Annotated in this window: 20 protein-coding genes and 2 other annotated features (1 of these 22 running past the window's edge); of the genes, 4 read left to right on the top strand and 16 right to left on the bottom strand. The window is 38.6% G+C overall.

Annotated features, from left to right (window positions below):
- Nucleotides 1-42: a binding site (T-box leader), on the bottom strand (it extends 200 nt beyond the left edge of the window).
- 162 nt (nt 43-204) lie between these two features.
- Nucleotides 205-1,791 (top strand): N-acetylmuramoyl-L-alanine amidase family protein, encoded by a 1,587-nt coding sequence (locus PVA17_RS05565; RefSeq protein WP_274067119.1) that lies wholly within the window; start codon nt 205-207, stop codon nt 1,789-1,791.
- Nucleotides 1,792-2,037: 246 nt separating this feature from the next.
- On the opposite strand, the gene PVA17_RS05560 is transcribed toward PVA17_RS05565, so the two are convergent.
- The 5 genes from PVA17_RS05560 to PVA17_RS05540 form a co-directional block, all read right to left on the bottom strand.
- The gene (locus tag PVA17_RS05560) at nt 2,038-2,253 is read right to left on the bottom strand and encodes a DUF2642 domain-containing protein (protein ID WP_132356954.1); all 216 of its coding nucleotides are present in this window, start codon (nt 2,251-2,253) and stop codon (nt 2,038-2,040) included.
- Nucleotides 2,254-2,326: 73 nt separating this feature from the next.
- Entirely contained in the window at nt 2,327-2,767 is a 441-nt protein-coding gene (dtd, locus tag PVA17_RS05555; RefSeq protein ID WP_132356955.1) for a D-aminoacyl-tRNA deacylase, read from the bottom strand.
- Nucleotides 2,768-2,841: 74 nt separating this feature from the next.
- Nucleotides 2,842-5,037: a RelA/SpoT family protein gene (locus PVA17_RS05550; protein WP_132356956.1), complete on the bottom strand. Its 2,196-nt coding sequence runs from the start codon at nt 5,035-5,037 to the stop codon at nt 2,842-2,844.
- Nucleotides 5,038-5,245: 208 nt separating this feature from the next.
- On the bottom strand, nt 5,246-6,163 hold the full coding sequence (locus tag PVA17_RS05545) for a pseudouridine-5'-phosphate glycosidase (RefSeq protein WP_132356957.1): 918 nt from the start codon (nt 6,161-6,163) through the stop codon (nt 5,246-5,248).
- Nucleotides 6,164-6,167: 4 nt separating this feature from the next.
- Nucleotides 6,168-7,259: a carbohydrate kinase gene (locus PVA17_RS05540; RefSeq protein WP_132356958.1), complete on the bottom strand. Its 1,092-nt coding sequence runs from the start codon at nt 7,257-7,259 to the stop codon at nt 6,168-6,170.
- Between the two features lie 174 nt (nt 7,260-7,433).
- On the opposite strand from PVA17_RS05540, the gene PVA17_RS05535 reads away from it, so the two are divergent.
- The gene (locus PVA17_RS05535; protein WP_274067118.1) at nt 7,434-7,664 is read left to right on the top strand and encodes a hypothetical protein; all 231 of its coding nucleotides are present in this window, start codon (nt 7,434-7,436) and stop codon (nt 7,662-7,664) included.
- 60 nt (nt 7,665-7,724) lie between these two features.
- Here PVA17_RS05535 and PVA17_RS05530 read toward each other — a convergent pair whose 3' ends face one another.
- Nucleotides 7,725-8,981 carry an MFS transporter gene (locus tag PVA17_RS05530; RefSeq protein WP_274067117.1) on the bottom strand — a complete coding sequence of 419 codons (1,257 nt, stop codon included), beginning with the start codon at nt 8,979-8,981 and terminating at the stop codon, nt 7,725-7,727.
- Nucleotides 8,982-9,197: 216 nt separating this feature from the next.
- Between PVA17_RS05530 and PVA17_RS05525 the strand changes: the two genes are divergently transcribed.
- Nucleotides 9,198-9,644, top strand: a complete 447-nt coding sequence (locus tag PVA17_RS05525; protein ID WP_132356961.1) for a MarR family winged helix-turn-helix transcriptional regulator — start codon at nt 9,198-9,200, stop codon at nt 9,642-9,644.
- A 345-nt stretch (nt 9,645-9,989) separates the two neighbouring features.
- On the opposite strand, the gene PVA17_RS05520 is transcribed toward PVA17_RS05525, so the two are convergent.
- From PVA17_RS05520 to PVA17_RS05485, 8 genes are all read right to left on the bottom strand, one after another.
- Nucleotides 9,990-10,502: an adenine phosphoribosyltransferase gene (locus PVA17_RS05520; protein WP_132356963.1), complete on the bottom strand. Its 513-nt coding sequence runs from the start codon at nt 10,500-10,502 to the stop codon at nt 9,990-9,992.
- Between the two features lie 33 nt (nt 10,503-10,535).
- On the bottom strand, nt 10,536-12,854 hold the full coding sequence (recJ, locus tag PVA17_RS05515; RefSeq protein WP_274067116.1) for a single-stranded-DNA-specific exonuclease RecJ: 2,319 nt from the start codon (nt 12,852-12,854) through the stop codon (nt 10,536-10,538).
- A gap of 197 nt (nt 12,855-13,051) precedes the next feature.
- The gene (gene trpA / locus PVA17_RS05510; protein ID WP_132356965.1) at nt 13,052-13,843 is read right to left on the bottom strand and encodes a tryptophan synthase subunit alpha; all 792 of its coding nucleotides are present in this window, start codon (nt 13,841-13,843) and stop codon (nt 13,052-13,054) included.
- Nucleotides 13,840-15,048 carry a tryptophan synthase subunit beta gene (gene trpB / locus PVA17_RS05505; protein WP_483308004.1) on the bottom strand — a complete coding sequence of 403 codons (1,209 nt, stop codon included), beginning with the start codon at nt 15,046-15,048 and terminating at the stop codon, nt 13,840-13,842. The genes trpA and trpB overlap by 4 nt, the downstream gene beginning before the upstream one ends.
- Nucleotides 15,029-15,664 (bottom strand): phosphoribosylanthranilate isomerase, encoded by a 636-nt coding sequence (locus PVA17_RS05500; RefSeq protein ID WP_274067115.1) that lies wholly within the window; start codon nt 15,662-15,664, stop codon nt 15,029-15,031. Before PVA17_RS05500 ends, trpB begins: the two co-directional genes overlap by 20 nt.
- Complete coding sequence (gene trpC / locus PVA17_RS05495; protein WP_274067114.1) at nt 15,661-16,452, bottom strand: indole-3-glycerol phosphate synthase TrpC; 792 nt, start codon at nt 16,450-16,452, stop codon at nt 15,661-15,663. The genes PVA17_RS05500 and trpC overlap by 4 nt, the downstream gene beginning before the upstream one ends.
- On the bottom strand, nt 16,449-17,480 hold the full coding sequence (trpD, locus tag PVA17_RS05490; protein ID WP_274067113.1) for an anthranilate phosphoribosyltransferase: 1,032 nt from the start codon (nt 17,478-17,480) through the stop codon (nt 16,449-16,451). The genes trpC and trpD overlap by 4 nt, the downstream gene beginning before the upstream one ends.
- Nucleotides 17,480-18,844: a chorismate-binding protein gene (locus PVA17_RS05485; protein WP_274067112.1), complete on the bottom strand. Its 1,365-nt coding sequence runs from the start codon at nt 18,842-18,844 to the stop codon at nt 17,480-17,482. The genes trpD and PVA17_RS05485 overlap by 1 nt, the downstream gene beginning before the upstream one ends.
- Before the next feature lie 433 nt (nt 18,845-19,277).
- Nucleotides 19,278-19,633 (bottom strand) — a binding site (T-box leader).
- 319 nt (nt 19,634-19,952) lie between these two features.
- Between PVA17_RS05485 and PVA17_RS05480 the strand changes: the two genes are divergently transcribed.
- Entirely contained in the window at nt 19,953-21,641 is a 1,689-nt protein-coding gene (locus tag PVA17_RS05480) for a methyl-accepting chemotaxis protein (protein ID WP_274067111.1), read from the top strand.
- A gap of 199 nt (nt 21,642-21,840) precedes the next feature.
- Here PVA17_RS05480 and secDF read toward each other — a convergent pair whose 3' ends face one another.
- Both secDF and PVA17_RS05470 read right to left on the bottom strand, forming a co-directional pair.
- On the bottom strand, nt 21,841-24,108 hold the full coding sequence (gene secDF / locus PVA17_RS05475) for a protein translocase subunit SecDF (protein WP_274067110.1): 2,268 nt from the start codon (nt 24,106-24,108) through the stop codon (nt 21,841-21,843).
- A 347-nt stretch (nt 24,109-24,455) separates the two neighbouring features.
- Entirely contained in the window at nt 24,456-24,764 is a 309-nt protein-coding gene (locus PVA17_RS05470) for a post-transcriptional regulator (RefSeq protein ID WP_132356972.1), read from the bottom strand.

The following is a 24,764-nucleotide window of genomic DNA, read 5'->3' as shown; positions in this document are numbered from 1 at the left end:
TCCAATAGAGGTATCTGCTACTTGCTTGGTCATAAGCGGTTAATCATTTTTTGATTACCCTTTATGTTAGTCACAACAAAAGGCAATGTCAACTGTTTTTATTTTTTTTACAATACATTCGATAAAATAACAAATTCCATTACCTTTTTCCCACGAATTCTATTACTCAAGCATGGTAAAATAGCACAAGATAGGAGGAATCTGATGAGGACAAAACTTTTAAATATTAGTATCATCTTCGTACTAGTGTTAATGATCGCGATTCCAAGTATGAACAATATTCAAAGAGCACTAGCAGACACCAGTGATTTAAAAGTAACTGGAACGACTCTTCATTTACGTGAGGGACCTGGACTGTCTTATCCAATCATTACGACATTAGATGAGGGTGATTCGCTAACTTCTATTAGTCGTGAGGGTGACTGGATTCAAGTAAAAGCAGGCGATTACGAAGGCTGGGTAGCATCTTGGCTAACAGCTTCCATAAACGATAAACAAACGCTTGATAAAACGTTGATTTCACAAGTCGATCGTCTAAATATTCGTACTGAGCCTGACATATCTTCAGCAGTTCTTGGACAATTATCGATAGGCAGCCAAGCTAAACTCATTGAAAAAAATGGCGAATGGGCAAAAATAGATTGGAACGGACTAGTTGGGTGGGTATCTACTGACTATGTTACAATCAATGACCTGCCTGAAAAAAAGGCTAAATCTGAGGCTGAGGCTAATGAACCTAAAGTTGAGGTATCTGCAAAAAAAATCAACAAAGATACAACATTTACAGTTTTAGTGGATGCACTTAATGTGCGCCAAAATCACGACTTAAATGCTAAAAAAATAGGCACAGCTTCAAATGGACAAACCTTTAAAGTGCTGGCTCAAGAACATAACTGGGTAAAAATTCAATATAACGATAATAAAGCAGGTTGGGTTTATAGCTTTTATGGTACTTTTTCAAATAAAACGACATCAAAATCTGCTTCTTCTTCCTCAGAGCTTGAATCTGTCACAATCATTTATAATGGGACAAACCTACGAACAGATTCAACAACAACTGCTGATGTTGTTGCACGTGTAGATGCTGGTGAAACCTACCCTATTGTAGGCACTAAAAATGATTTTTATGAAATACAAGTAGATGACAAAACTGCATTTGTGGCGAACTGGGTCGTTACTACTACTTCGTCGAGCAAAGCCACTACTGCTAGTAAAAAAGATAAATCTAAACCACGCAAAAAAGGCACTTTAAATGGGCTAACGATTGTCGTAGATGCTGGACATGGAGGAAATGATCATGGCACGACCGGACAACGAGGCACAGATGAGAAGGAAATTACATTGAAAACGGCATCTCTTCTTGCTTCAAAGTTGAGTGCTGCTGGGGCAAATGTTGTCATGACTAGAGAATCTGATGAATATGTTGCACTTCGTAAACGCGTATCAATTGCGCACCAGTATGAGGCAGATGCTTTTATAAGTATTCATTATGATGCAACAGACGATAGCTCCATTAATGGCTTCACCTCATATTATATGAATAGTAATCAACAAGGTCTTGCAGAGGCAATAAATAAAGGACTTTCCAATAAAATCGATTTAAAGAATCGTGGAACCCAACAAGGAAATTATTTAGTTTTACGAGAAAATCATCAACAAGCTGCTCTCATTGAGCTAGGCTACTTAAGTAATGGTAGTGAGGAACGTGTTATTACAAGTGCTAAATTCCGTGAACAAGCTACTCTCGGTATCTACCAAGGTATTTTAAATTACTTTAACGAAGAGCAATAAAAATCCATTATACTTTTTGCATAAGATAAATAAGCTGCAAAGGACAGTAGATTAGTACTTCCCTTGCAGCTATTTATTTTTTACTAGTTCATTAAGAGTATATGACTCTTCCTTGATAGAAGTATTCGTTAATGGAACTAATCAATTCTAAGTTATGTTTATCTTCAGTACTCAAGTACTTACACTTGCTAAAACGAAAAAAGGCCTCCAACTCATATTCTAAGAGTATAGAGGTCCTTTATGCGTTTATTTTTTCATTGTAGCTAGCGTAACCCATACAATTTCCCTCATACTAATGAATAATGGCGTACGGTTAACCTCTAAAACAATATCATCAGGTAATACAGAGATTAATTTTCCTTGCTGAATATTTTTCTTCGTTTGCACTACAATTACCTGACCAATCATCATATTAAGAGTTTCATATAAATATGGATTTGATATGCTTCCTACCTGCGTCATTCTTAAGACACTTCCTTCCTACAAAACGAACCATACTATTTAATGTATGAAGGAATCGTAGGAAATGTACCATTTATTTAGATTCAAGAAGTATGGTGATAGGGCCATCATTTGTCAGTGCAACATCCATCATTGCACCAAAAATTCCTTTTTCCACATGTAAACCGTGTTCACATAAGGCATTATTAAAAGCCTCCCATAACGGTTCTGCAACTTCTGGTCTTGCTGCACTCGTAAAACTTGGGCGATTCCCTTTTTTCGCATCTCCATACAATGTAAATTGTGAGACGGATAGAATAGCCCCTCCATGCTCTAAAATAGAATGATTCATTTTTCCATCAGCATCTTCCCAAAGGCGGAGATTTGCTACTTTTTTCGCTAAATATTCAACATCCTCTTGCGTGTCCCCGTGTGTAATGCCAACAAGAAGAACATAACCGCTATCAATAGCTCCCGTTACTTTTCCGTCAACCGTAACAGAGGCTGCTTTACTACGTTGTAAAACTACTTTCATTTTTTAAAACCTCAATTCCCCTATTGTATGCAACAAAAAGTGCATAACAAAGTTGCTTCTGCCTAACCAACGAATTAGTTAATAACACGTTGTACTGAATATATATCAGGTGTTTGCTTAATACGTTCCACTACTTTATGCAAATGCGAAATATTTGAAATTGAAATCGTTAAATGAATTGTTGCCATTTTATCACGATCTGCACGGCCACTCACTGCTAAAATATTCGTTTTTGTTTCGCTAACAATTTGCATGATTTCATTTAAAATTCCTGGTCTATCGAAAGCTGACACTTCAATATCGACAGGGTATTCTTTTTTCTCTGGAGTAAGCCCATGTTCCCATTCAACTTCTATTAAGCGCTCCTGCTCATCATCAACTTGAATATTTGGACAGTCAGCACGGTGCACTGAAACACCTCTTCCTTTCGTAATGAAGCCTACAATTTCATCTCCAGGAACTGGCGTACAGCAACGCGAAAGTCGAATTAGCATATTGTCGATATCTTTTACGATAACACCCGATTCCGTACGTTTTTGCGGAATAGGGTTTTTCATTTTTTGCTCAATTTTCTCAAGTGCTTCTTCCTGTTCACGCTCTTTGCGGCGCTTTTCCGCTAGACGATTAGCAACTTGCTGAGCTGTAATTCCATTCACGCCGACAGCAGCATATAAATCTTCTTCATTTGTGTAGTTAAATTTTTCACATACTCGCTTCAAATTGTCCGCTGACATTGTTTCTTTCACATCAAAACCTTGAGCACGGATTTCCTTTTCTATCATCTCTTTACCTTTGATGATATTTTCCTCACGAAGATGACGTTTGAAAAATTGCTTTATTTTATTTTTCGCCTGAGAAGATTGAGCTATTTTCAGCCAATCGCGACTAGGACCAAATGATTGCTTAGACGTTAAAATTTCAATAATGTCCCCCGTTTTTAACGGTGTATCAAGCGGTACCATTTTACCATTAATTTTCGCGCCAATTGTACGATTTCCAACTTCTGAATGCACACGGTATGCGAAGTCGATAGGTACAGAGCCTGCTGGTAATTCAATGACATCTCCTTCAGGCGTGAAAACATAGACCATATCAGAAAATAAATCAAATTTTAAAGATTCCATAAACTCTTCAGCATTAGAAGATTCATTTTGGAATTCTAAAATTTCTCGGAACCACGTTAATTTTTGGTCGACATTTTGTTTTTCATTATCAACTTTTTTACCTTCTTTATACGCCCAATGCGCTGCAATCCCGTACTCGGCAATTTTATGCATTTCCTTCGTACGAATTTGAACTTCTAGCGGGTCACCATAAGGACCAATTACTGTTGTATGCAGGGATTGATATAGATTTTGTTTTGGCATCGCAATATAATCTTTAAAACGCCCTGGCATTGGCTTCCATAATGTATGCACAATTCCAAGTACGGCATAGCAATCTTTAATACTATCGACAAGTACACGAATGGCTAATAAATCATAAATCTCATTGAATTGTTTCTTTTGTAACACCATCTTACGATAAATACTGTAAATATGTTTTGGGCGACCATAAATATCTGCTTCAATTTCAACATCTGTAAGCTGTGACTTCATCTCACCCATTACATTATCTAAATATGCCTCACGCTCATCACGTTTTTTCTTCATAAGACTGACAATGCGATAATATTGCTGTGGATTTAAATAACGAAGTGCCGTATCCTCAAGCTCCCATTTAACAGTCGAAATCCCAAGACGATGCGCAAGTGGTGCAAAAATTTCAAGCGTTTCTTTTGAAATACGGCGTTGTTTTTCGGCAGGTAAATGCTTTAACGTGCGCATATTATGTAGGCGGTCTGCCAGTTTAATCAAAATGACACGAATATCCTGCGCCATCGCTACAAACATTTTTCGATGATTTTCTGCTTGTTGCGCTTCTTTAGATAAATATTTAATTTTCCCTAGCTTTGTTACACCGTCTACAAGCACCGCAACCTCTTCGCCGAATTCACGAACCAAATCGTCACGCGTAAAATCCGTATCCTCGACAACATCATGCAAAAAACCAGCCGCCACTGTTGCAGGATCCATTTGCAATTCAGCTAAAATACCAGCTACTTGCACAGGATGAATAATATACGGTTCACCTGAGCTTCGGAATTGCTCAATATGGGCATCCCTTGCTAATTCATATGCTTTTTTCACGAATGCGACATTTTCCTCATTCATGTAGGATTTGACTAACTCAAAAACGTCCTCGGGAGTCAAAATTTGCTCTTTCGCCATAACATGTCCACCTTGCTCGTCAAATTTTTCAGATTAGATATAAACTTAATTGTATAAAATATTATGGGCTATTGTAAAGTAACTGTGTCATTTTGTTTAGTTATTCTCGTGAACAATGTGAGAAATGGGAAATATATTCTAGGAAATGAATAAAAAGACCCTTTGCGAATGCAATATTCCGCAAAGGGTCTCTTTCTATATCCATAGGTTATTTACTTAATTTATTATACGCTACAGCAATTTTTGACCCAACTACCGCATTATTTTTTACTAATGCAATATTGGCATCAAGGCTTTTACCTTCTGTTAATTCTTTCACTTTTCCAAGTAAGAATGGTGTCACGTTTTTACCGTTAATACCGTTTTCTTCTGCTTCTACCAAAGCTTTTTCAATGATTCCTGTAATGAATGCATTCTCAAGAGCTTCAGTCTCTGGAATTGGATTAGCAATAACAGCTCCACCTTTTAAGCCTAATTGCCATTTGGCACGTAGCATTTCTGCCACTTCTTCTGGCGTATCAATCTTGAAGTTTACAGCAAAACCACTTTGGCGTGTATAGAATGCTGGTAGCTCATCAGTACCGTATCCAACAACTGGTACACCTTTTGTTTCAAGATATTCTAAAGTTAAACCAATATCTAAAATTGATTTAGCCCCCGCACAAATTACAGCAACATTTGTTTGCGCTAATTCTTCTAAATCCGCTGAAATATCCATTGTTGTTTCTGCACCACGGTGTACGCCACCGATACCGCCAGTTACAAAAATTTCAATATTAGCTAGCTCAGCACAAATCATTGTTGCTGCTACAGTCGTCGCTCCTAATTTTTTTGTTGCTAAAAGATAGCCTAAGTCACGACGAGATGCTTTTGCTACGCCTTGAGCATTACCGAACATTTCAAGTTCTTCATCTGATAATCCAATTTTAATTTTACCATCGATTAAAGCTATTGTTGCTGGTACTGCACCATTATCTCGAACAATTTGTTCTACTTCACGTGCTGTTTGAACATTTTGTGGATATGGCATTCCGTGAGAAATAATTGTTGATTCTAATGCTACGATTGGTAAGCCTTTTGCTTGTCCTGCTTTTACTTCTTCTGATAATACGATGAATTCTTTCATGTTGTTATTCCTCCATTTCATTGTTTAACAAATCAACTGATAGCTCAGGTCTTACTGTATATGGGGATGCAAGCGTATTTTTGGCATTCGTTAAGCCTGCATCAATACATGTTGCAAAGGATTGCCCAGTAAGCCAGCTGTGGATTACAGCACTTACAAAGGCGTCCCCGGCACCTGTCACATCTTCAATTTTTTCTATAGCTTTCGCCGCGTAATTGCTTGGCTTCGTTGTAACGGAAGCTGCATACACACCCTTGCTACCCGCTGTAATAATTACGTGGTCAGCACCTAATGTAAGAAGTTGCTGTAAAGCCTTTTCATAATGCACAGCGTTTTCGATTTTATGACCAACAATCGTCTCTGCCTCATCTGTGTTACAAATAAACCATGTTACACCTTGCAACGTATCAGGTAATCGATTCATTTTTGGCGAAGATACCGGTACGATGACAAACGGAATGTCACGGGCAATTGCAACCTGCTGTATGTAAGCCACTGTTTCCTTTGGACAGTTCAAGTCCATAATAAAGCAGCCTGCGTTCATGAGCATTGCCTCATGTTTTTTTAGCAAACTTGGCAATAAAAGATCATATACTTCCATATTCGCTACCGCTAATGCTAGCTCGCCCTGCTCATCCATAATCGCGGTATAGGAACCAGTCGAAGCGTCTGGTAACTGCTCCACATAACGTAAATTCATAAATGGCTCCGAAGCTTCTTGGATCACTTGCCAATCAGCATCTTTGCCGGCAGTAGTCAGCAATGTTACTTGATGATTTAATCTGCCTAAGTTTTCAGCAATGTTTCGTCCAACACCCCCTACACTAAATGAAGAGCTTGCAGGATTAGATGTACCGAACTGGACATTCCCCTTCACATGAAATTTTCGGTCAAGATTGGCTCCACCGATACAAATGATTTCATTTTCCTCAGGTAAAATATACGCACGGCCTACAATTTTCCCCTGTTTCGTCAAGCTCGATACTAAATTAGCAAGGACTGGTCGAGACAGATTCATTTTATCGGCCATCTCTTGTTGAGACATAAACGGATTCTGGCGAATTAATGCAAGGACCGCCTGTTCTCTTTCATTCATAGCATCACCTTTTGTTATATTTGTTTACATTATAAACTTTTGTTTGGGTGGTGTCAAAAATTTTTTAATGAAAAAAGTTGAAACCGATACGATATTGGCTTCAACCTTATGTTGCGATAGCTATTACTTTAATGAAATTAAGGTGTCAGGTGGTACGAAAGCGAAGCTGTCACTATGCAACAGCAACAAATGTTTTCTATACGTGAAATCGATAGCTGCGGAAATTCGGGTTTTGCTGCGTTCTTTGCTCTGTTAGCGGCGAAACTTTTTGCTTTAGCGGCGGTCTTCCTTTCGTTTGCGGCGCAACTTTATACTTTAGCAGCGTTCTTCCTTTCATTTGCGGCGCAACTTTATACTTTAGCGGCGTTCTTTCTTACGTTTGCGGCGCATATCAATATTAGCTGACAAAATTTTGAGAACCGACGATAGTCAATAGTATCGCCCTAAGCAAAGCCAGTAGCTAGTTCAAATATTGGCATGATGGGGTGTTTGTTTTTTCACGATGATGACAAATAAACTTGCCAATGCACAGAACATTCCAGCAAGGAAAAAGGCCCAACTATATGAATTAAAAAACTTATAAATGAGGCCTCCACCATAGGCAGCAACTGCAGCTCCTGCTTGATGTGATGCGAAAATCCACCCATAAATAATGCCACTTTTATTCGTACCAAAAATTTGTCTAGAAATACTAATCGTTGGAGGTACTGTAGCAATCCAATCTAATCCATAAAATATTGTAAAGATTGTCAGTAAAGTTAGCGACCCTTGCATTAATGCATACGGGAGTAAAAGCAGAGCCATTCCTCTTAAAAGGTAATACCAAAACAATAACCATCGATTATCAAAACGATCAGACAGCCACCCGGATAAAGTAGTACCTACAAGGTTAAACACTCCCATAAAGGAAAGAAAGGATGCAGCGGTTACTAAAGGGACACCAAAGCTAATACAGTAAGAAACAAAATGAGTACCAACTAACCCACTAGTTGACAGTCCACAAATAAAAAAACTTCCCGCTAATAGCCAAAATTCTTTCTTCCTTATTGCCTCAAATAAACCATTAAAAGCAATACTAATCGGATTTTTCTTATGATTCTCTTGTTGCACTTCTAGATCTTCTTCCAGTCCATAAGGAAGAATCCCTATATCCTGTGGTTTATTTTTCATAAATATTGAAATGGTGATGAACATAACAATACTTAGAATAAGCATTAAACCAATCGCCCATCGCCAGGAATAATTTTCAATCATAATCGCCAATAATGGTAAGAGAATTAACTGCCCTGTTGCAGTACTCGCCGTTAAAATCCCTACTGCCAATCCTCTACTTTTCACAAACCAACGATTAGCTACATAAGGACTTAACACCGTTAAAAAAAGACTTGCTCCTAAACCAATAATTCCGCCCCATATAACGATTAACTGCCATGATTGAGTCATGAAAAGCGTAAGCATCATGCCAATAAATAATGTAGTCATTGCACCTAGCATCATGTTCTTTAATCCCGCTATTTCTAGTAACGCCGCCATAAACGGACCCGAAAAACCATATAAAAATAGACTCACTGCAAAAGCTAAAGCAATTATAGATCGATCCCAATTAAATTCTTTTTCAAAGGAGTCTATAAAAACTCCTGATGACGACATTGTAATCCCTGCAACAATAATGGAGAAAAAGGTTACGACTAAAATAAACCAGCTATAATGAATACGCCTCATCTTGACACCTTCAATTCTTATAAGATTTTTTAAATTACAGCTCAATTACATGTATATGCATGTATTACTAGGGTAAATGACTTCCTAAAATCATGTATATACATATATAATCTTAGTAATCACTTTTATTACTGTCAAGAAACATTTTCCAACTTAACAAAATAAATCAATAGGGCTACTATAATAGTGAACCAACTCGAAAAGGAGTACGGACCAATGAAGAATATAGATTACACACAAATATGTGTATGTGCAAACCTTCGAAAAAAAACGCGACTCGTAACACAATTTTATGATAATTTACTACAGCCCACTGGCTTAAAAGTTACACAATACTCAATGCTAGCAAATATCGATCTTCAACAATCAGTTTCCATTAGTCGACTAGGTGAAATTTTACTGCTCGATCAAACAACCATTACACGTAATATTAATTTGTTAAAGCGCAATGGCTATGTAAATTTAACAAGAGATCCGCAAGATGCTCGAGCAAAGGTCATTACACTAACTGATAAAGGGGTTGAAAAATTAAACGAGGCTGCTCCAATTTGGCAAGATATCCAAGAAAGAATTATCAATGATATCGGCTTAGAAAAATACAATGATTTTTATGAAACATTGAAAACTATCCAAAAAATAATTCAATCTAATGATGAAGAATAAAAACGAACCTACACAAAAGAATCCATTTTGAAAAATGATTGTTCAAAATGGATTTTTCATAATTTCATGGATCACTACAGCTGCTGGGTTACCACCAAATTTTGTTGCTGTAAAAGCATCAATTACCTAATATGACAAAGCAAACTCTCACTTATTTTTGAATATAAAAATTTTTAATGCTCACTATATCGATTAATCTCAATAAAATAAAAAAAACGCCACAAAAATGTGGCGCTTTTCATATTATTGTATGACTCTTCTATAAAACGAGAGATTGATTTCCGTTCCGGCTAAGCGCTTTCCCAGGGGGACGTCAGTCTTCACTTCAATCAACCAAATCCTTTTTTAATATTCAATAAGTGTTTTTATGTTTAAGTCACCAAGTTTTGCACGACCATTCAGCTCTTTTAACTCGATTAGGAAGGCACAGCCCACAACTTGACCGCCTAATTGTTCAACTAAACGCACTGTCGCTTCAACTGTACCGCCAGTCGCAAGTAAATCATCACAGATTAATACTTTTTGCCCTGGTTTAATTGCATCTTTGTGCATTGTTAGCGTATCTTTACCGTACTCAAGACCGTAGTCAGCACTTATCACTTCACGCGGTAATTTTCCTGGCTTACGAACAGGCGCAAAACCAATTTCAAGCGCATAAGCAACTGGACATCCGATAATGAAGCCACGAGCCTCAGGACCTACCACAATTTCAGCACCTAATTCTTTTGCGTAACTTACGATTTGGTCTGTTGCATATTTGTATGCAGCACCATTATCCATAATTGTTGTAATATCTTTGAAGCTAATGCCCTCTTTCGGCCAGTTTTCAACCGTTGTTACGTATTGCTTTAAATCCATGTTATTGTTCCTCCTACGAAACTTAATCGTATATTAATGTAATCGTTCATCAAACCATTGTTTTAATTCTATATAAGGGGCATATACTAGCTTTTGCTCCATTTCAATCTGTTCTGAACGCTGTTTGTAAGACGGTGCCTCTGTAAGTGCCTGTTTTGGTGCATTCACGTTGACAGTCGTCAGTCCACTCTCCATTTTAACAAAATCAAGTTCAAAAAACACCTGTGTCATAAATTTTAATGCATCTAACGGCCAACCTGTATGTTTAGCCAATTCCGCCAAATGCATATTTAATGGAAAGGCAGGGCGATTTTTTAAAAACTTATAATACCAGGAAAATTGCTCACGTGTAGGCAATCCATTGAAGTACTGAGAATCAGGCATATAAAAATGTGCATATATACGGGAAGGAGCAGTTTTTCGTAAGACACTTTCTAACATTTGAACATTTTGTGGCAAATCCAGTAGGACGATATAATTGCTTTGTTCTACATTTGAAAGTGTAGGATCCACTGTTAGGATTGGTACACCAATTAACGACTGGTAATAGGTCACCGTTTCTGAACGGAAGGCGATAAATGTTGCCTCCTCTTTTGGAACCGTATTTAACCAGCGGGATGTTTGGCGAATACCACGAATATCAAATAATTGCCATTCAGTCGTTTGGACATCCTCAATCATAAATTGTGCTTTTTTACGTCCTTGCCATTCGTTAATTTGTAAATCCCCTGTAAATGATACTTTAATTCCATATGTTAATTCGTCGTGTAAATGTCCTTTATTGAATCCGACACTATCCAATTTTTCATAGCCATCCGTCAATTCCATTTTTATATGATTTTCTGCTGCTCCAATTTTCCGCATGGAGGATATCTCCACATCCTCGAGCACATAAACAGGCTTCGGAAAATCAGTACCATATGGACCAAGCGTCGAAATTTCTTCAATAGCATCCGCTGAAATTTCATCCATTTTTAGCGGTATGTCAATATTGAGTACAGGTGTCAATTGTTCCTCTGATAAACACGCTCTTGCTTGATCATCTAAGCGTGACCTTAACTCATCCACATGCTCAATGGGTAATGTCATCCCTGCTGCCATAGGGTGCCCACCAAAATGAGGTAATATATCTCGATTCTTCGCTAATTCATTATATAAGTGGAAGCCTTCAATACTACGAGCTGAGCCTTTAGCTGTTCCTTTTTCATAGTCTAACGACAGTACAATTGTAGGACGATAATAGAGCTCAACAAGACGGGACGCGACGATCCCTACTACCCCAGCATTCCAGCCTTCTCCAGCAATAACTAACACGAGTGAATCCCCGATTTTTTTATCTGATTCAATGAGAGCTATCGCCTCATCTGTAATGCTCTTTACTATATCTTTGCGTTCACTATTACACGTATTAAGCTGCTTCGCTAATGCTATTGCTTTAGCATTATCCTCAGCCATTAATAGCTCGACACCTGGCGCCGCTTCTCCTAGTCGACCAACTGCATTTAAGCGCGGTCCAAAGTAAAATCCGATTGTTTCTTCGTTAATTTTTGCTTGCTCTGCACTGGCTACTTCACACATTGCTTGTACCCAAGGGGTGAGTGATCGGCGCATTTCTTCTATTCCGCGTTTTACTAGGTAGCGATTTTCATCAACTAATGGTACTAAATCCGCTACTGTTCCAACAGCTACGTATTCCATTAAATGCGTTGGCAATTCTCCATATAGAGCATGCGCTAACTTAAAAGCTACCCCCACGCCTGCAAGCTCGCCAAATGGATAATGTCCTTTTGGTATACGAGGATGTAAAATAATATCGGCAGGTGGTAATTCATCGCCTGGTTCATGGTGATCTGTAACGATAACATCCATGCCTAGTTCCTTCGCGACACGAATTGGTTCAATACCTGAAATACCATTATCAACGGTTATAATTAGCTGAGCGCCCTCTTCATGTGCTTCACGAAATAGCGCTTCATTCGGTCCATAACCGTGAATAAATCGATTTGGTATTTTAAACGATACATCGGCACCGAGATCAAGTAACACATTCAACATGATTGTCGTGCTTGAGACACCATCGCAATCATAATCTCCATAAACTAGGATTTTTTCTCCATTATCAAGCGCTTGCTCAATACGTGCTACAGCTTCTGCCATACCATGCATTAAAAATGGGTCATGGATACTTGCTTCTGTCATATTTAATAAACTCTCTGCATCAGCAGTTGTTTCACAGCCACGCGCTGCTAAAATTTTTGCTGCAATTGCAGAAAGTTGTAGGTCATTTTGTAATGTTTGGACAAGCTTAGCGTCTGGGCGCTCTACTCGCCATCTCTTTTTTGATAGAATCATCTTTTCACTTCCTCACGAAAGCTATTATACCGAAAATCTAGCCTATCCGCACTATCTGTCAGATTGATAGTTTTAACCATCAGATTTTCTATTCAATCCGTTATTTTTACTAAACTACCCATTGATAGCAATCAGAGCGACAGATAGAACCGTCAAAGCCTTCGGAATCAGTCTCAACAGAAAAAAAGCCTACTCCATTAAAGAGTAGACTTGTGAATCACATCTTTTGAAGCAGACACTAACGCCTCAATTTTCTCCAAATTACCTTCATGCAATGCTGTCACGATCGCACTGCCAACAATTACACCGTCACTAAGTGCCCCCATATTTACCACTTGCTCTGGCGTTGATATTCCAAAGCCAGCTAGTACTGGTATTTGACAGGCTTCACGTAAGCGAGCAAAATGATCATGTAAATCATTCGCAAAGGTTGTACGAGCCCCTGTGATTCCATTGACTGTCACAGCATAGACAAAGCCTTGGCTGGCAGCCGCGATACGTACAATTCGCTCTGGAGGACTTGTTAACGATACAAGTTGAACGATGTCGATACCATGAGGATTTAATGTATCACATAAAACGGTACTTTCTTCAAGCGGTACATCTGGAACGATTAATCCTTTAACGCCCCCCGCTACACAAGCCTTCGCAAAAGCCTCTAACCCAAAAGCTAAAACTGGATTAAAATAAGTCATAACAATTAACGGAACTTGAATTTCTTTTTTAAATGAAGCTAATGCTTCTAGCACTTTACGTAATGTTACACCTTCTGCTAAAGCTCGCTCACCTGCTTGCTCTATCGTAGGTCCATCCGCTACAGGATCCGTGAACGGTATACCAACTTCAATGGCCGTTACAGCCATTTGCTGTAGCTTCAAAATCGTAGGCTTCAAAGTTTCTAGCCCTCCATCGCCGGCCATAATATATGGTATAAATGCTTTATCCCCAGCGATTTTCGCTTCTTCAATTGCCTGCTGTAATGTTGTCATAACATATCTCCTCCTAATACTTTACGGACAGTATGAACATCTTTATCTCCTCGGCCAGATAAGCACACAACTATGATGTCATCTGTAGACATTGTCTTCGCAAGTTTTGCTGTATAGGCAATGGCATGAGAGCTTTCTAGTGCAGGTAGTATACCTTCTGTTCTACACAGTAATTGCAAACCATCAAGTGCTTCATTGTCTGTAATCGCATCAAATTTAACTCGCCCAATATCATGTAAATAACAATGCTCTGGGCCCTTCCCTGGATAATCTAGACCAGCCGAAATAGAATGTGCTTCTTGCACGAAGCCATTTTCATCTTGTAATAAATACATGTATGCACCGTGTAAGACGCCTAGCTGTCCACCGGCAATTGCTGCTGCATGCTTTCCTGTCTCAATACCACTACCTGCAGCCTCTACCCCGTATAGCGCAACAGTTTCATCATCGACAAAAGGATGGAACATACCGATTGCATTACTACCACCACCTATACAAGCAACAACTGCATCTGGTAAACATCCTTCTTTAGCTAAAATCTGCTCCCTAGTTTCAACACCAATTACACGCTGGAAATCCCTCACGATTTTCGGGAATGGATGCGGTCCTAAAGCTGATCCTAAAATATAATGAGTATCTTCAACATTTGTCACCCAGTAGCGCAGTGCAGCATTGACAGCATCCTTTAATGTTTTTGAACCTGTTTCTACAGACTCTACTTTTGTACCGAGTAACTCCATGCGAAACACATTCAACTGTTGGCGTTTTATATCCTCTGCACCCATAAATACAACACATTCAAGATTCAATAATGCGCATGCAGTTGCCGTAGCCACTCCATGCTGTCCTGCACCTGTTTCCGCCACTATTTTCCTTTTACCCATTCGTTTAGCAAGAAGCGCTTGACCAATCGCATTATTAATCTTATGGGCTCCAGTATGATTTAAATCTTCACGCTTTAAATAAACCTTCGCGCCGCCTAGCTCTTTTGTTAAATTTTTTGCGTAATACAATGGCGTCTCACGACCAACATATTGTTGTAAATAATAGGCCAATTCCTCAGTAAAAGTTTGATCATTCATTGCCTCATCATAGGCCGTCTCTAATTCCAACAAAGCGGTCATTAATGTTTCGGGAACAAATTGTCCACCAAATTTTCCATAACGCCCTTCCTTTGTCGGTACACTATTTGCAATTGAATTCACTATTATGCTCTCCCTTTCTCACTGCCTGTAAAAATGCATTTATTTTGGCTATGTCTTTTACACCGTCTGTCTCTACACCACTCGATACATCTACCATAAATGGCGACACAAGTGATACGGCTTCTTCTATATTTTCAGCTTGCAAACCACCTGCTAAAATTAGCTTTTCTCGCGGAATCCCTACCGTCTCTAAAAGGGTCCAATCAAACGTGTGCCCACTACCACCTTTAAAATCTGTCCCTGGTGCATCAAACAAATAATAGTCTGCATCATATATAGCAGCTGCCTGAACATCTTTAACACCTCTTACAGACAAAGCTTTAATAGCCGGATAACCTTGCTGACGAATAAACTCCGAAGATTCTTCTCCGTGGTACTGCACATAATCTAATGGCACACTTTCTACCGCTGTGCGTAATTCCTCCACGCTTGGATTGACAAAAACACCGATTTTCAAAACGCCCTCCGGTACATATTTTGCTAGTTGCTGTGCCTGTTCAACCGTCACTCTTCGTTTGCTTGGCGCAAAGACAAAACCAATGGCATCCGCTCCTACCTCGATTGCTGCCTGCACATGCTGTTGTTCCTTCAGTCCACAAATTTTCACCTTCGTCATACAGATGCACCTACCTTATTGACCTGTAAACTTTTTAGCGTATTACCTGGATTACCACTGCGCATTAATGACTCACCTACAAGAACGCCACTAGCTCCCATAGCCGCCACCGCTTTAGCGTCTTCTTGCGTCGAAATCCCACTTTCACTTATTAAAACTTTCTCTTCTCCGAACGGAAAAGCTTTAGCAATTTCACGTGTTCGCTCTAAGTTCACTTCAAACGTACGTAAGTCTCGATTATTGACGCCAACCAGCTTGGCACCAATTGCAATAGCACGTTCAAGTTCCTCTAAATCATGCACCTCCACTAATACCTCTAGATTTAAGCTTATTGCATAGCTATATAAATCGCGTAATGCCTCATCTGTTAACGCGGCTACAATTAGTAAAATAATAGATGCACCTGCTGCCTTTGCAAATCGAATTTGAACACGCTCAATCATAAAGTCCTTACAAAGAAGTGGCGTTTGAACAGCATTTGCAACTGCGGCTAAATCATCAAAGGAGCCTTTAAAAAACTTTTTATCTGTTAAAACAGAAATGGCCGCCGCTCCAGCTTCTACATAAGTTTTTGCCTGCGCCACTGGATCTGCCCCTTGTGCGATTAGCCCCTTTGAGGGGGAGGCGCGCTTCATTTCAGAAATAACCTGTAATGTCTCAGCCTTTCTCAATCGTTCAAATAAAGACGGTCGTAGCTTTTCTGTAAAATTAGCTAACGGATCGGGCTGTTCAAGTAAAGCACTAACTTCTATCTTTTTTTGTTCAAGAATTTTATTTAAGATATTCATTGTTGGACCTCCACTCTGTTAATATGCTCACTATAAGCAACGACTGCCTCTAATTTTTGAAGGGCACGCCCGCTGAAAATACTATCCTTCGCCATTTCTACACCTTCTTTAACGGTTTCAGCAATTCCATAGCTGAACAACCCAATACCAGCATTCAATAAAACTGTGTCAAAGTAAGCACTTTGTTCACCAGCTAATAATTGACGCATAATTGCGGCATTTTCGTCCGCATTGCCTCCACGAATAGCCTCTATTGGTGCATAGCTAAGACCCGCATCCTCTGGAGTTAAAGAAAAAGGAATCAAGTCTCCTTTATCTACTAAGACAAAAGTATTTTGGCCAGCTAATGACGCCTCGTCTAAACCTAGTGGCCCCGAAACGATCATTGCACGTTTACGCCCGAGCATTTGTAATACGGAAGCATACTCCATGACAAAATTCGGACGATTAATGCCGGTAAATTGCGTCGATAAAGGCACTGGATTCGTAAGTGGGCCGACAAGATTAAATATAGTTGGCTTGCCTAGTGCGCGACGTACCTCACCAATTCGCTTTAATTTTGGATGGACATTTGGTGCATATAAAAAGGCAATTCCTTCTTTCTCTAATAGCTCAACAGTTTGTTCAATGGAAATATTCGTATGAATACCGAGTGCTTCCAAAACATCAGCGCTTCCTGATGCCGAAGAAATTTTACGATTACCGTGCTTCGCCATTTTGACACCTGCCCCTGCTAACACAAAGGCACAAGCCGTACTTATATTAAATGTATTAAGACCATCACCACCAGTTCCACAATTATCCATATAGACACCTGCTTTTGCTGGTACGTCTAGTGCAAATGAACGCATAATGGTAGCTAATGCCGCTACTTCATGTGCTGTTTCACCTTTGACAGATAATGCCGTTAAAAAGCTTGCGATTTCTTCTTTCGGTGTGTCATTTTGGAACATCCATGTTGCCGCCTGTAGCATTTCCTCATACATTAAATGCTCTCGTCGTTGTACTTTTTGACGAATATCTTCCATTAATGTGAGCCTCCTTCTTTTTCAAGTAGCTGCAAAAATTCCTGCTCATTCTCTTCTATTTGTGTTAAACTTTCATCGACATTTGTGTATTTGGTCACCATTACAGTTGTTTGCATATGCATCGTTTCATTTTCTATAACAATGGATTTCCATGTTAAAGCAAAATCAAGATGACCGTTAAAACCAATAAATCCAAGTGCTCCTCTTAAAGTTCGACTAGATTTTTCTAAATAGTCCTTTGCCTGATCTTTCGGAATAACTGTTGATACAAAGGATGGTAATGTCGCAGCTAATACATCAAGTGCATGAAGCATCGGTAATATTTGTCCTTCAACTCTCGATGTCATGTGTAATGCATGCTTTGAACGCTCAATTCTCATCGCCTCTATGATTTGAATGGAATCTCGGAAGCACACAGACTGTAATTCTTGTTGCACGGCTGAAACAAGTACAGCATGTGACTTCCTTATATTTGTGTTTTCATAGAGCTTTCGTTCAAGTTCTAAATCTTCACCTTTTGTGGAACCTCTAGGAAATGTCCCCTCTGTTGGTGTCGCCATCACACGCTCACCTTTTACACGAATTAGGCTTTCAGGAGATGTTCCTAAAACAACATGATCCTCAAACTCTACATAATACATATACGGGGCAGGTTGTTTTTTACGCAATTGACGATATAAAGCGAAAGCTTCTCCTTGTAAATTTGCTAACAAACGCTTTGATAGGACGGCCCTTGTCATATTTTCATCTAATGTAGCTTTGATAGATGTTAGAGTTGTTGCAAATTGTTCATTCGTAGACGATTCAAAAGTTTCATAACTACAACTTTTATCCTCATCCTCTCTACCTTTTAAAAGCTGCTCTGCCAACTCTTCTAAATTGGGTTCTTTTTTTTCTGCATCAATATTCGTATAAATTAAAGTAACTTCATCTGTTACATGGTCAAACACAATGATTGTCTCATACACATGGAAATGCACATCTGGTAGTTGCACTTTATCCTGATCAGTCGATAATGTTGTTATGGCATCACGACCAACATAGCCAACCGCTCCGCTTGAAAATGGGAATTGTATCGTATTGGAAATGCGTGGCATTAATCTTTTCAATAATACGAACATGTCGCCCTTATGTGTATAGGTGTTTCCGGTCTTATGTGAATATTCCTGAATTTCATCTCCAAAGCCTTTATACGTTTTTCTTGGATTAGCACCAATAAAAGAAAAACGACCTGCTCCTTCATGCTGCGCTGAACTTTCAAGTAAAAATTTTAGATTTCCTTTTAGGCGTCTAAAAATTAAAATCGGTGTTAAAGAATCAGCATTAATCGTTTTCATTTTTGTTCTTGAACTCGTAGATAGCATAGTGACCAAGCTCCTTTTCTTAAAAATCCACTACCATTGGACTTACAAATGTTTAGCAGCTGAATCGATATTTGTTGAATAAAAGGGGCATCAACATAGCGTAAGGTTGCTTTCCGTTCCGGCTGGGCGCTTTCCTGAGGGCGTCCGATGAGCCGCTTCACTCGCGATGCTCGCTCCAGGGTCTCATCTGTGACGCTGATCCCCAAGGAGTCGCCCAGCCTCCACTCCAATCAACTATTTGCATGGTGTACGTTTTAACAAAATGTCACCCCTAATTTCTGATAATGGACAAAAATTTATTAGAAATCACAAAGTGTAGTGTTGATTTCTGTTCCCTTGGGGGATGATGTTTTTTGCACGAAAGCGAAGCATTCATCCCCCTGTAATTAAAAACAACAAAAAAAGTCCTCTGCAAAAAGGATTTTTCCTAATTGCAGAGGACGATCAAGACCGCGTTGCCACCTCATATTAGAGCATATTTGCTCTCCCTTATGTGCTCAACCTTAGTTCGTCAATAAAATTGACATACCTTTTTTCTTGGCAAAAAGATTTATCTAAGTCAAAGCACCCCCTATAACGTGGGGAATCCGTTCGCTATCATCAAATTTCGCCTTGGCGTAATAATATCCAGAGGCATTCATTTTATTCTGTAAGTGTTTGTAAACCTACTGGATGAAGATAATTAGCGACTCTCATAAGTCCATTCACATAAGCTACAAATCAGTTCACACCATCCACTGACTCTCTAAATTGCACACTTATGCTACTACTCTTATTCAACAATTTCTCAGCTATTCTCATCTAAACTCAGCTCATCTGTTCTAAGGCTGACCTCGCTCCCGAGACCAACTACCTTGTATCGAACGAAAAAGTTAGCCTTATTTTATGCCAAACAATAAAAATTGTCAATCAATTCTGAGAAAAGGGAAAATGTTAAAGAGACTTTTCAAATTATACAATAGGAAAAATCACCTTCTCGCGCATTAGTAAAAGGGAGTTAAACTACCTATTTTTAAGAAATTTACTATAACTTGACCTCGTAAGAATATCAAGTTATAGTAAATTCATACCATTGATTTTCTATTACTTTAAGAAGGAAGGAACAAATATGTCTGTTCAGAAAAAACTAAATATAGGTTTTATTTCATTCATTTGTTTACTCTTATTATCAAGTATTATTGCTTTTTTTCAATTTAAGTCGGTTGAGGGAGACATAGTAGAGGTACTAGATAACAGAATCGTACAAATTCAATTAACAGATGAAATACAACAGCAGCTTGCCTCACAGGGACTTTTTTTACGTTCCTATATTCTAAATAGTAAGGATGAGACAACAAAATCAAATTTAGAACGTTATGAAAAACTATTATCAGAAACCATTCAAGAGCTTTCAGGTATTGTTCGTTCCGATTACACAAAAAATATTATGAAGCAAGTAACCGATTTACAACAAGATCTACTAACAAGTTCTGATAAAGCAGTGCAAGCATTTAATAGTGGAAATACAGATTTAGCCTTATCATACATAAATGGAGAAGTTACAAAAAGTAACAAAGAAATTTACACACTGACAAACGATTTATTAACTTATCAAGACGAACAGCTGCAAGAGGTTAAAAGTAGTGTTGTCCAAACCGTTACGCGAGCTATTATTATTTCAATTGTCTTACTTGTTATAAGTGCAATTGTTGGTTTATATTTTATGTATTTTGTAAAACGCTCCATCATTCAACCGCTTCGTAAAGTGATTAATGCAGCCGATACGTTAGCACACGGTGACTTAACAATTGCTCAGCTGGAGCATAACTCAAAAGATGAGATTGGTACACTTGCCACAGCAGTGAATGCGTTAAAACAGAATTTATCTGTCCTACTTAAAAATGTTCAGGACAACGCTACACAATTATCTGCCGCTTCTGAAGAGCTTTCCGCTAGCACGGTAGAAGTGACAACAACTACAAGCGACATCTCACATCGAGTACAAGACACGTCAAACCATATAGCTTCATCTGCTAGTGCCTCTCAACAAAGTGCTCTAGCTATGGATGAAACAGCTGCTGGTGTACAACGAATTGCTGAGGCTACTCAAAATTTACACCACAATGCTATAAATATGACACAGCTTGCTAATACTGGAGGGAAGACTATTACGACTGCCAAGGAGCAGATGAATACAATTTCTGAGTCAACTACACGAATTGCCAATTTAACGCAAAAGCTAAGTAAGCAATCTGAAGAAATTGGGCAAATTACAAAAGTAATTACGGCTATTACTGAACAAACAAATTTACTGGCGCTCAATGCGGCCATCGAAGCAGCACGAGCTGGTGAGCACGGCAAAGGCTTCGCTGTTGTAGCAGATGAAGTACGAAAGCTTGCTGAGGAATCCAAGCAATCTGCTGGCCAAATTGTTGCCCTTACAAATGAGATTCAAACGGATACAAAAAATGTTGCAGCTGCTGTGCATGAAGGATTAGTATCTGTACAGGATGGTGTAGCAAAAATTCATGAGGCCGGTAATGCTTTTGTTTCTATTACAGAGTCTGTGCAAACATTTACTGACCAAATTGAAGATATATCAGCCACATCTGAACAAATCTCAGCTAGTGCTGAGGAGGTAGCTGCCTCTGTAACAGACATTGCAAATGGTGCAAGTATTTCAGCGAGCAATTCACAAATCATTGCTGAAGCAGTAGAAGAGCAAGCTGCAACAATGCAGCAGGTGAATGAGGTAGCAGAGGAATTAAGCAATAACGCTCAGCAACTCCAAGCATTACTACTACAATTTAAACTTTAACTTCTTTCAGCGGGTGTCCAAACACCTGTACCTGGCCTTCACGTAAAAAACATCTATTACCTTAAAGTCTCCGGCGGATGTTACGGAATTATAGGGCAAAATTTAAAAAGAATCTGCTGCTTTCCTAAGAAAGCAACAGATTCTTTTTTATAAGAAAACAGGGAAAGAAATGTTTCCTTTCCCTGTTTATAGACTTATGTTAAACAGTAGGTTCGTCAGTACCCCATTGTTTTTTCTCTTTTTTGTGTATTTGCCCATCTGATTTTTTCATTTGACGAACTTTAAGTGAATACCAGATTTGTGCAGCAATACAAATGGAAGAATACATACCTGTGATTAAACCAATCAATAACGCGATTGAGAAGTTTTGAATCGACGGTGCACCTAAAATAAGAAGTGACACAGTAACAATAATAACCGTTAACACTGTGTTAACAGATCGACCCATCGTTTGACGTAATGATTTGTTAACGATATCCGCTAACACTTCACGGTCTTTAATCGTATCATATCGATCTAAGTTTTCACGCATCCGGTCAAACGTAACGATCGTATCGTTAATCGAATAACCGACAATTGTCAGTACAGCTGCAATAAACGTAATATCGACTTCTAAGCGCATAAAGCTAAATACAGCAACTATTAAGAATACGTCATGTAGTAACGAGACAATTGCTCCAACACCCATGCGCCATTCGAAACGAATCGCTACATAGATAATGATACCGATAGCTGCAAATGATAATCCTTTAATAGCATTTTTCACAAGCTCTTTACCGACAGTTGGTGATACTGTACTTACGCCAGGTTCATGACCATATTTTTCGCCCGCTTCTTTTTTGAATTTTAAAATTTCTGCTTGCGATAGATCATCTTTATAACGGATAACCGCAGAGTTGTTCTTTTCACCTGCCAAAACGATATCTTCAGATGGGAAGCCGATGCTATCTAAGTATTTAGATACTTCTTCTTTAGTTAAAGTTTGATCCGCTTCAATTTGCACACGAGTACCACTTTGGAAGTCAATACCAAGGTTTAGACGGAATATACCAAGAACCACTAAACCGGCTACAAGAATAGCTAATGAGAATGTATAGAATTTCTTACGGTTGTGTACAAAGTCAAAACGATCAAATTTCGTTGATAAATCTAATGTTCCGATATTTTCATCTAAGCTATGCTGTTTAGATTTGGCAATACCAAACCACGCTGGATTGTTGAAAAAGCCACTGTTGACTAGTAAACCTAATAGTACACGAGAACCCCAAACAGCAGTTAAGAAGCTTAGTAAAATACTAATAATTAAAGTTGTTGCAAACCCTTTTACAGAGCTTGTCCCGAATTGGAATAATACAGCAGCTGCTAATAATGTAGTTAGCTGTGCATCAACAATTGCTGATAAAGATTGCTTCGAGCCAATTTGGAATGCTTGTTTAACTGAATAACCTACTCGTAGTTCTTCACGAATACGCTCTGCTGCTAAAATATTCGCATCAACTGCCATCCCTATACCGAGCACGATAGCTGCAATACCTGGAAGTGTTAACACGGCATTAATCCAATCGAATACAACTAGTACTAGGAATGTGAAAATCGCAAGTGTAATAATGGATATAAAGCCAGGTAAACGATAGTAGAATAGCATAAATAAGAAAATTATTACTACGCCCACAACGCCAGCGAAAATTGTACTTTTCAGTGCTTGGTCACCAAATTGTGCACCTACTGAAGTAGAATAAATTTCATTAAGCTTTACTGGTAGTGCTCCAGCATCTAAAATACCCGCTAGATTTTTTGTTTCCTCAACTGTGAAATTCCCGCTAATCATGACATCTGTTGTATTTAATGTTTGAGTAACTGTTGCTGCAGATGCATAGCGAGGCTTCGCTTTTTGTGATTCAGCTTTATATGAATCGACACCTTCTTCAAAGTCTAACCATACAACGAGTAAATTTTGACCTGCTGGTTTAGCAGCAATTTTACTAGTTATATCAGCAAATTTCTTCGCATCTTTTAATGTTAGGGAAACAATTGGACGATTTTGCTGGTCAAAGGAATCCTTAGCGCCACCTGGCTTTAGGTCATTACCATCCAGCAAAATATTGTCATCGACATCTCGGAATGTTAAATTTGCAGTTGTAGACAATAATTTACGTGCTGATTCTTGGTCTTCGACACCCGCTAATTGCACACGAATTCGATTTTTGTCTTCAACCTGAATGCTCGGTTCACTTACTCCGATAGCATTTATACGTTGGCTAAGCGCTGTTGCTGTTGCCGACAAAACACCCTGTGTAATTTCTTCTCCCTTGTGTAATTCTTTCACCTCATAAAGAACCTCAAACCCGCCCTGTAAGTCAAGACCTAGCTTAATGTCCTTTAAGACGCCGCCTACAGTCGTACCGATGGTTGCTGTAAAAATAACCATTAGTAGTACGAATGCAACTATACGACTTTTTAGTTTCATTTATAAATCCTCCTCGAATTGTGTAAGGCAAGTCCTTACACTACAAACAAGTATAATAGCAAGTCCTTTTGAAACGTTTATTCCTCCTTTTCCTTTAGAATAATGTTGCTTGTGCTTCAAAAAGGTTGCTCTACTTATTTCAATCGTTCATAACGCGCAAATTTATCCCTGTATTTGTATAGGTGTAATCCTCCAAATTTACAAAAGAATTATTAGGAGGTTTTTGAATAAATATACTTATACAAATAAAAAAAGCGCAACACACTCATTATGAAACACGTTGCGCTTGGTGTCAATTCAACACTTTTAGTATTCTTTTATTATTTGACAAATTTCACACTTTCTTCTTAAGTTTTAACCGGACCAAGTAGCATTTTTAACTCTTCCGTATTTAATTCTGTAAACCAATCATTACTTTGTAAAAATTCTACTTGATTAAATGATACGATATCGGATGGTGATACTGAAAAAATAGTGGAGATAATTTCATGTATACGTAATTGTTCAATATTTTTTTTGCGCCATTTTTTTTCTATACAGAAACGCCATAGCTCTTCTGCTGTAATCGCATCGTATTGATAATGTTTAAACTCTTCCATCTTACTATCAATTGCAGGACGAATTTTTTCAAATAGTTGCTCATACTGCATACTCAT

The organism is Lysinibacillus sp. CNPSo 3705, from assembly GCF_028674935.1.
GTDB lineage: Bacteria > Bacillota > Bacilli > Bacillales_A > Planococcaceae > Lysinibacillus.
This window is presented reverse-complemented; position numbering and strand designations above follow the sequence as displayed.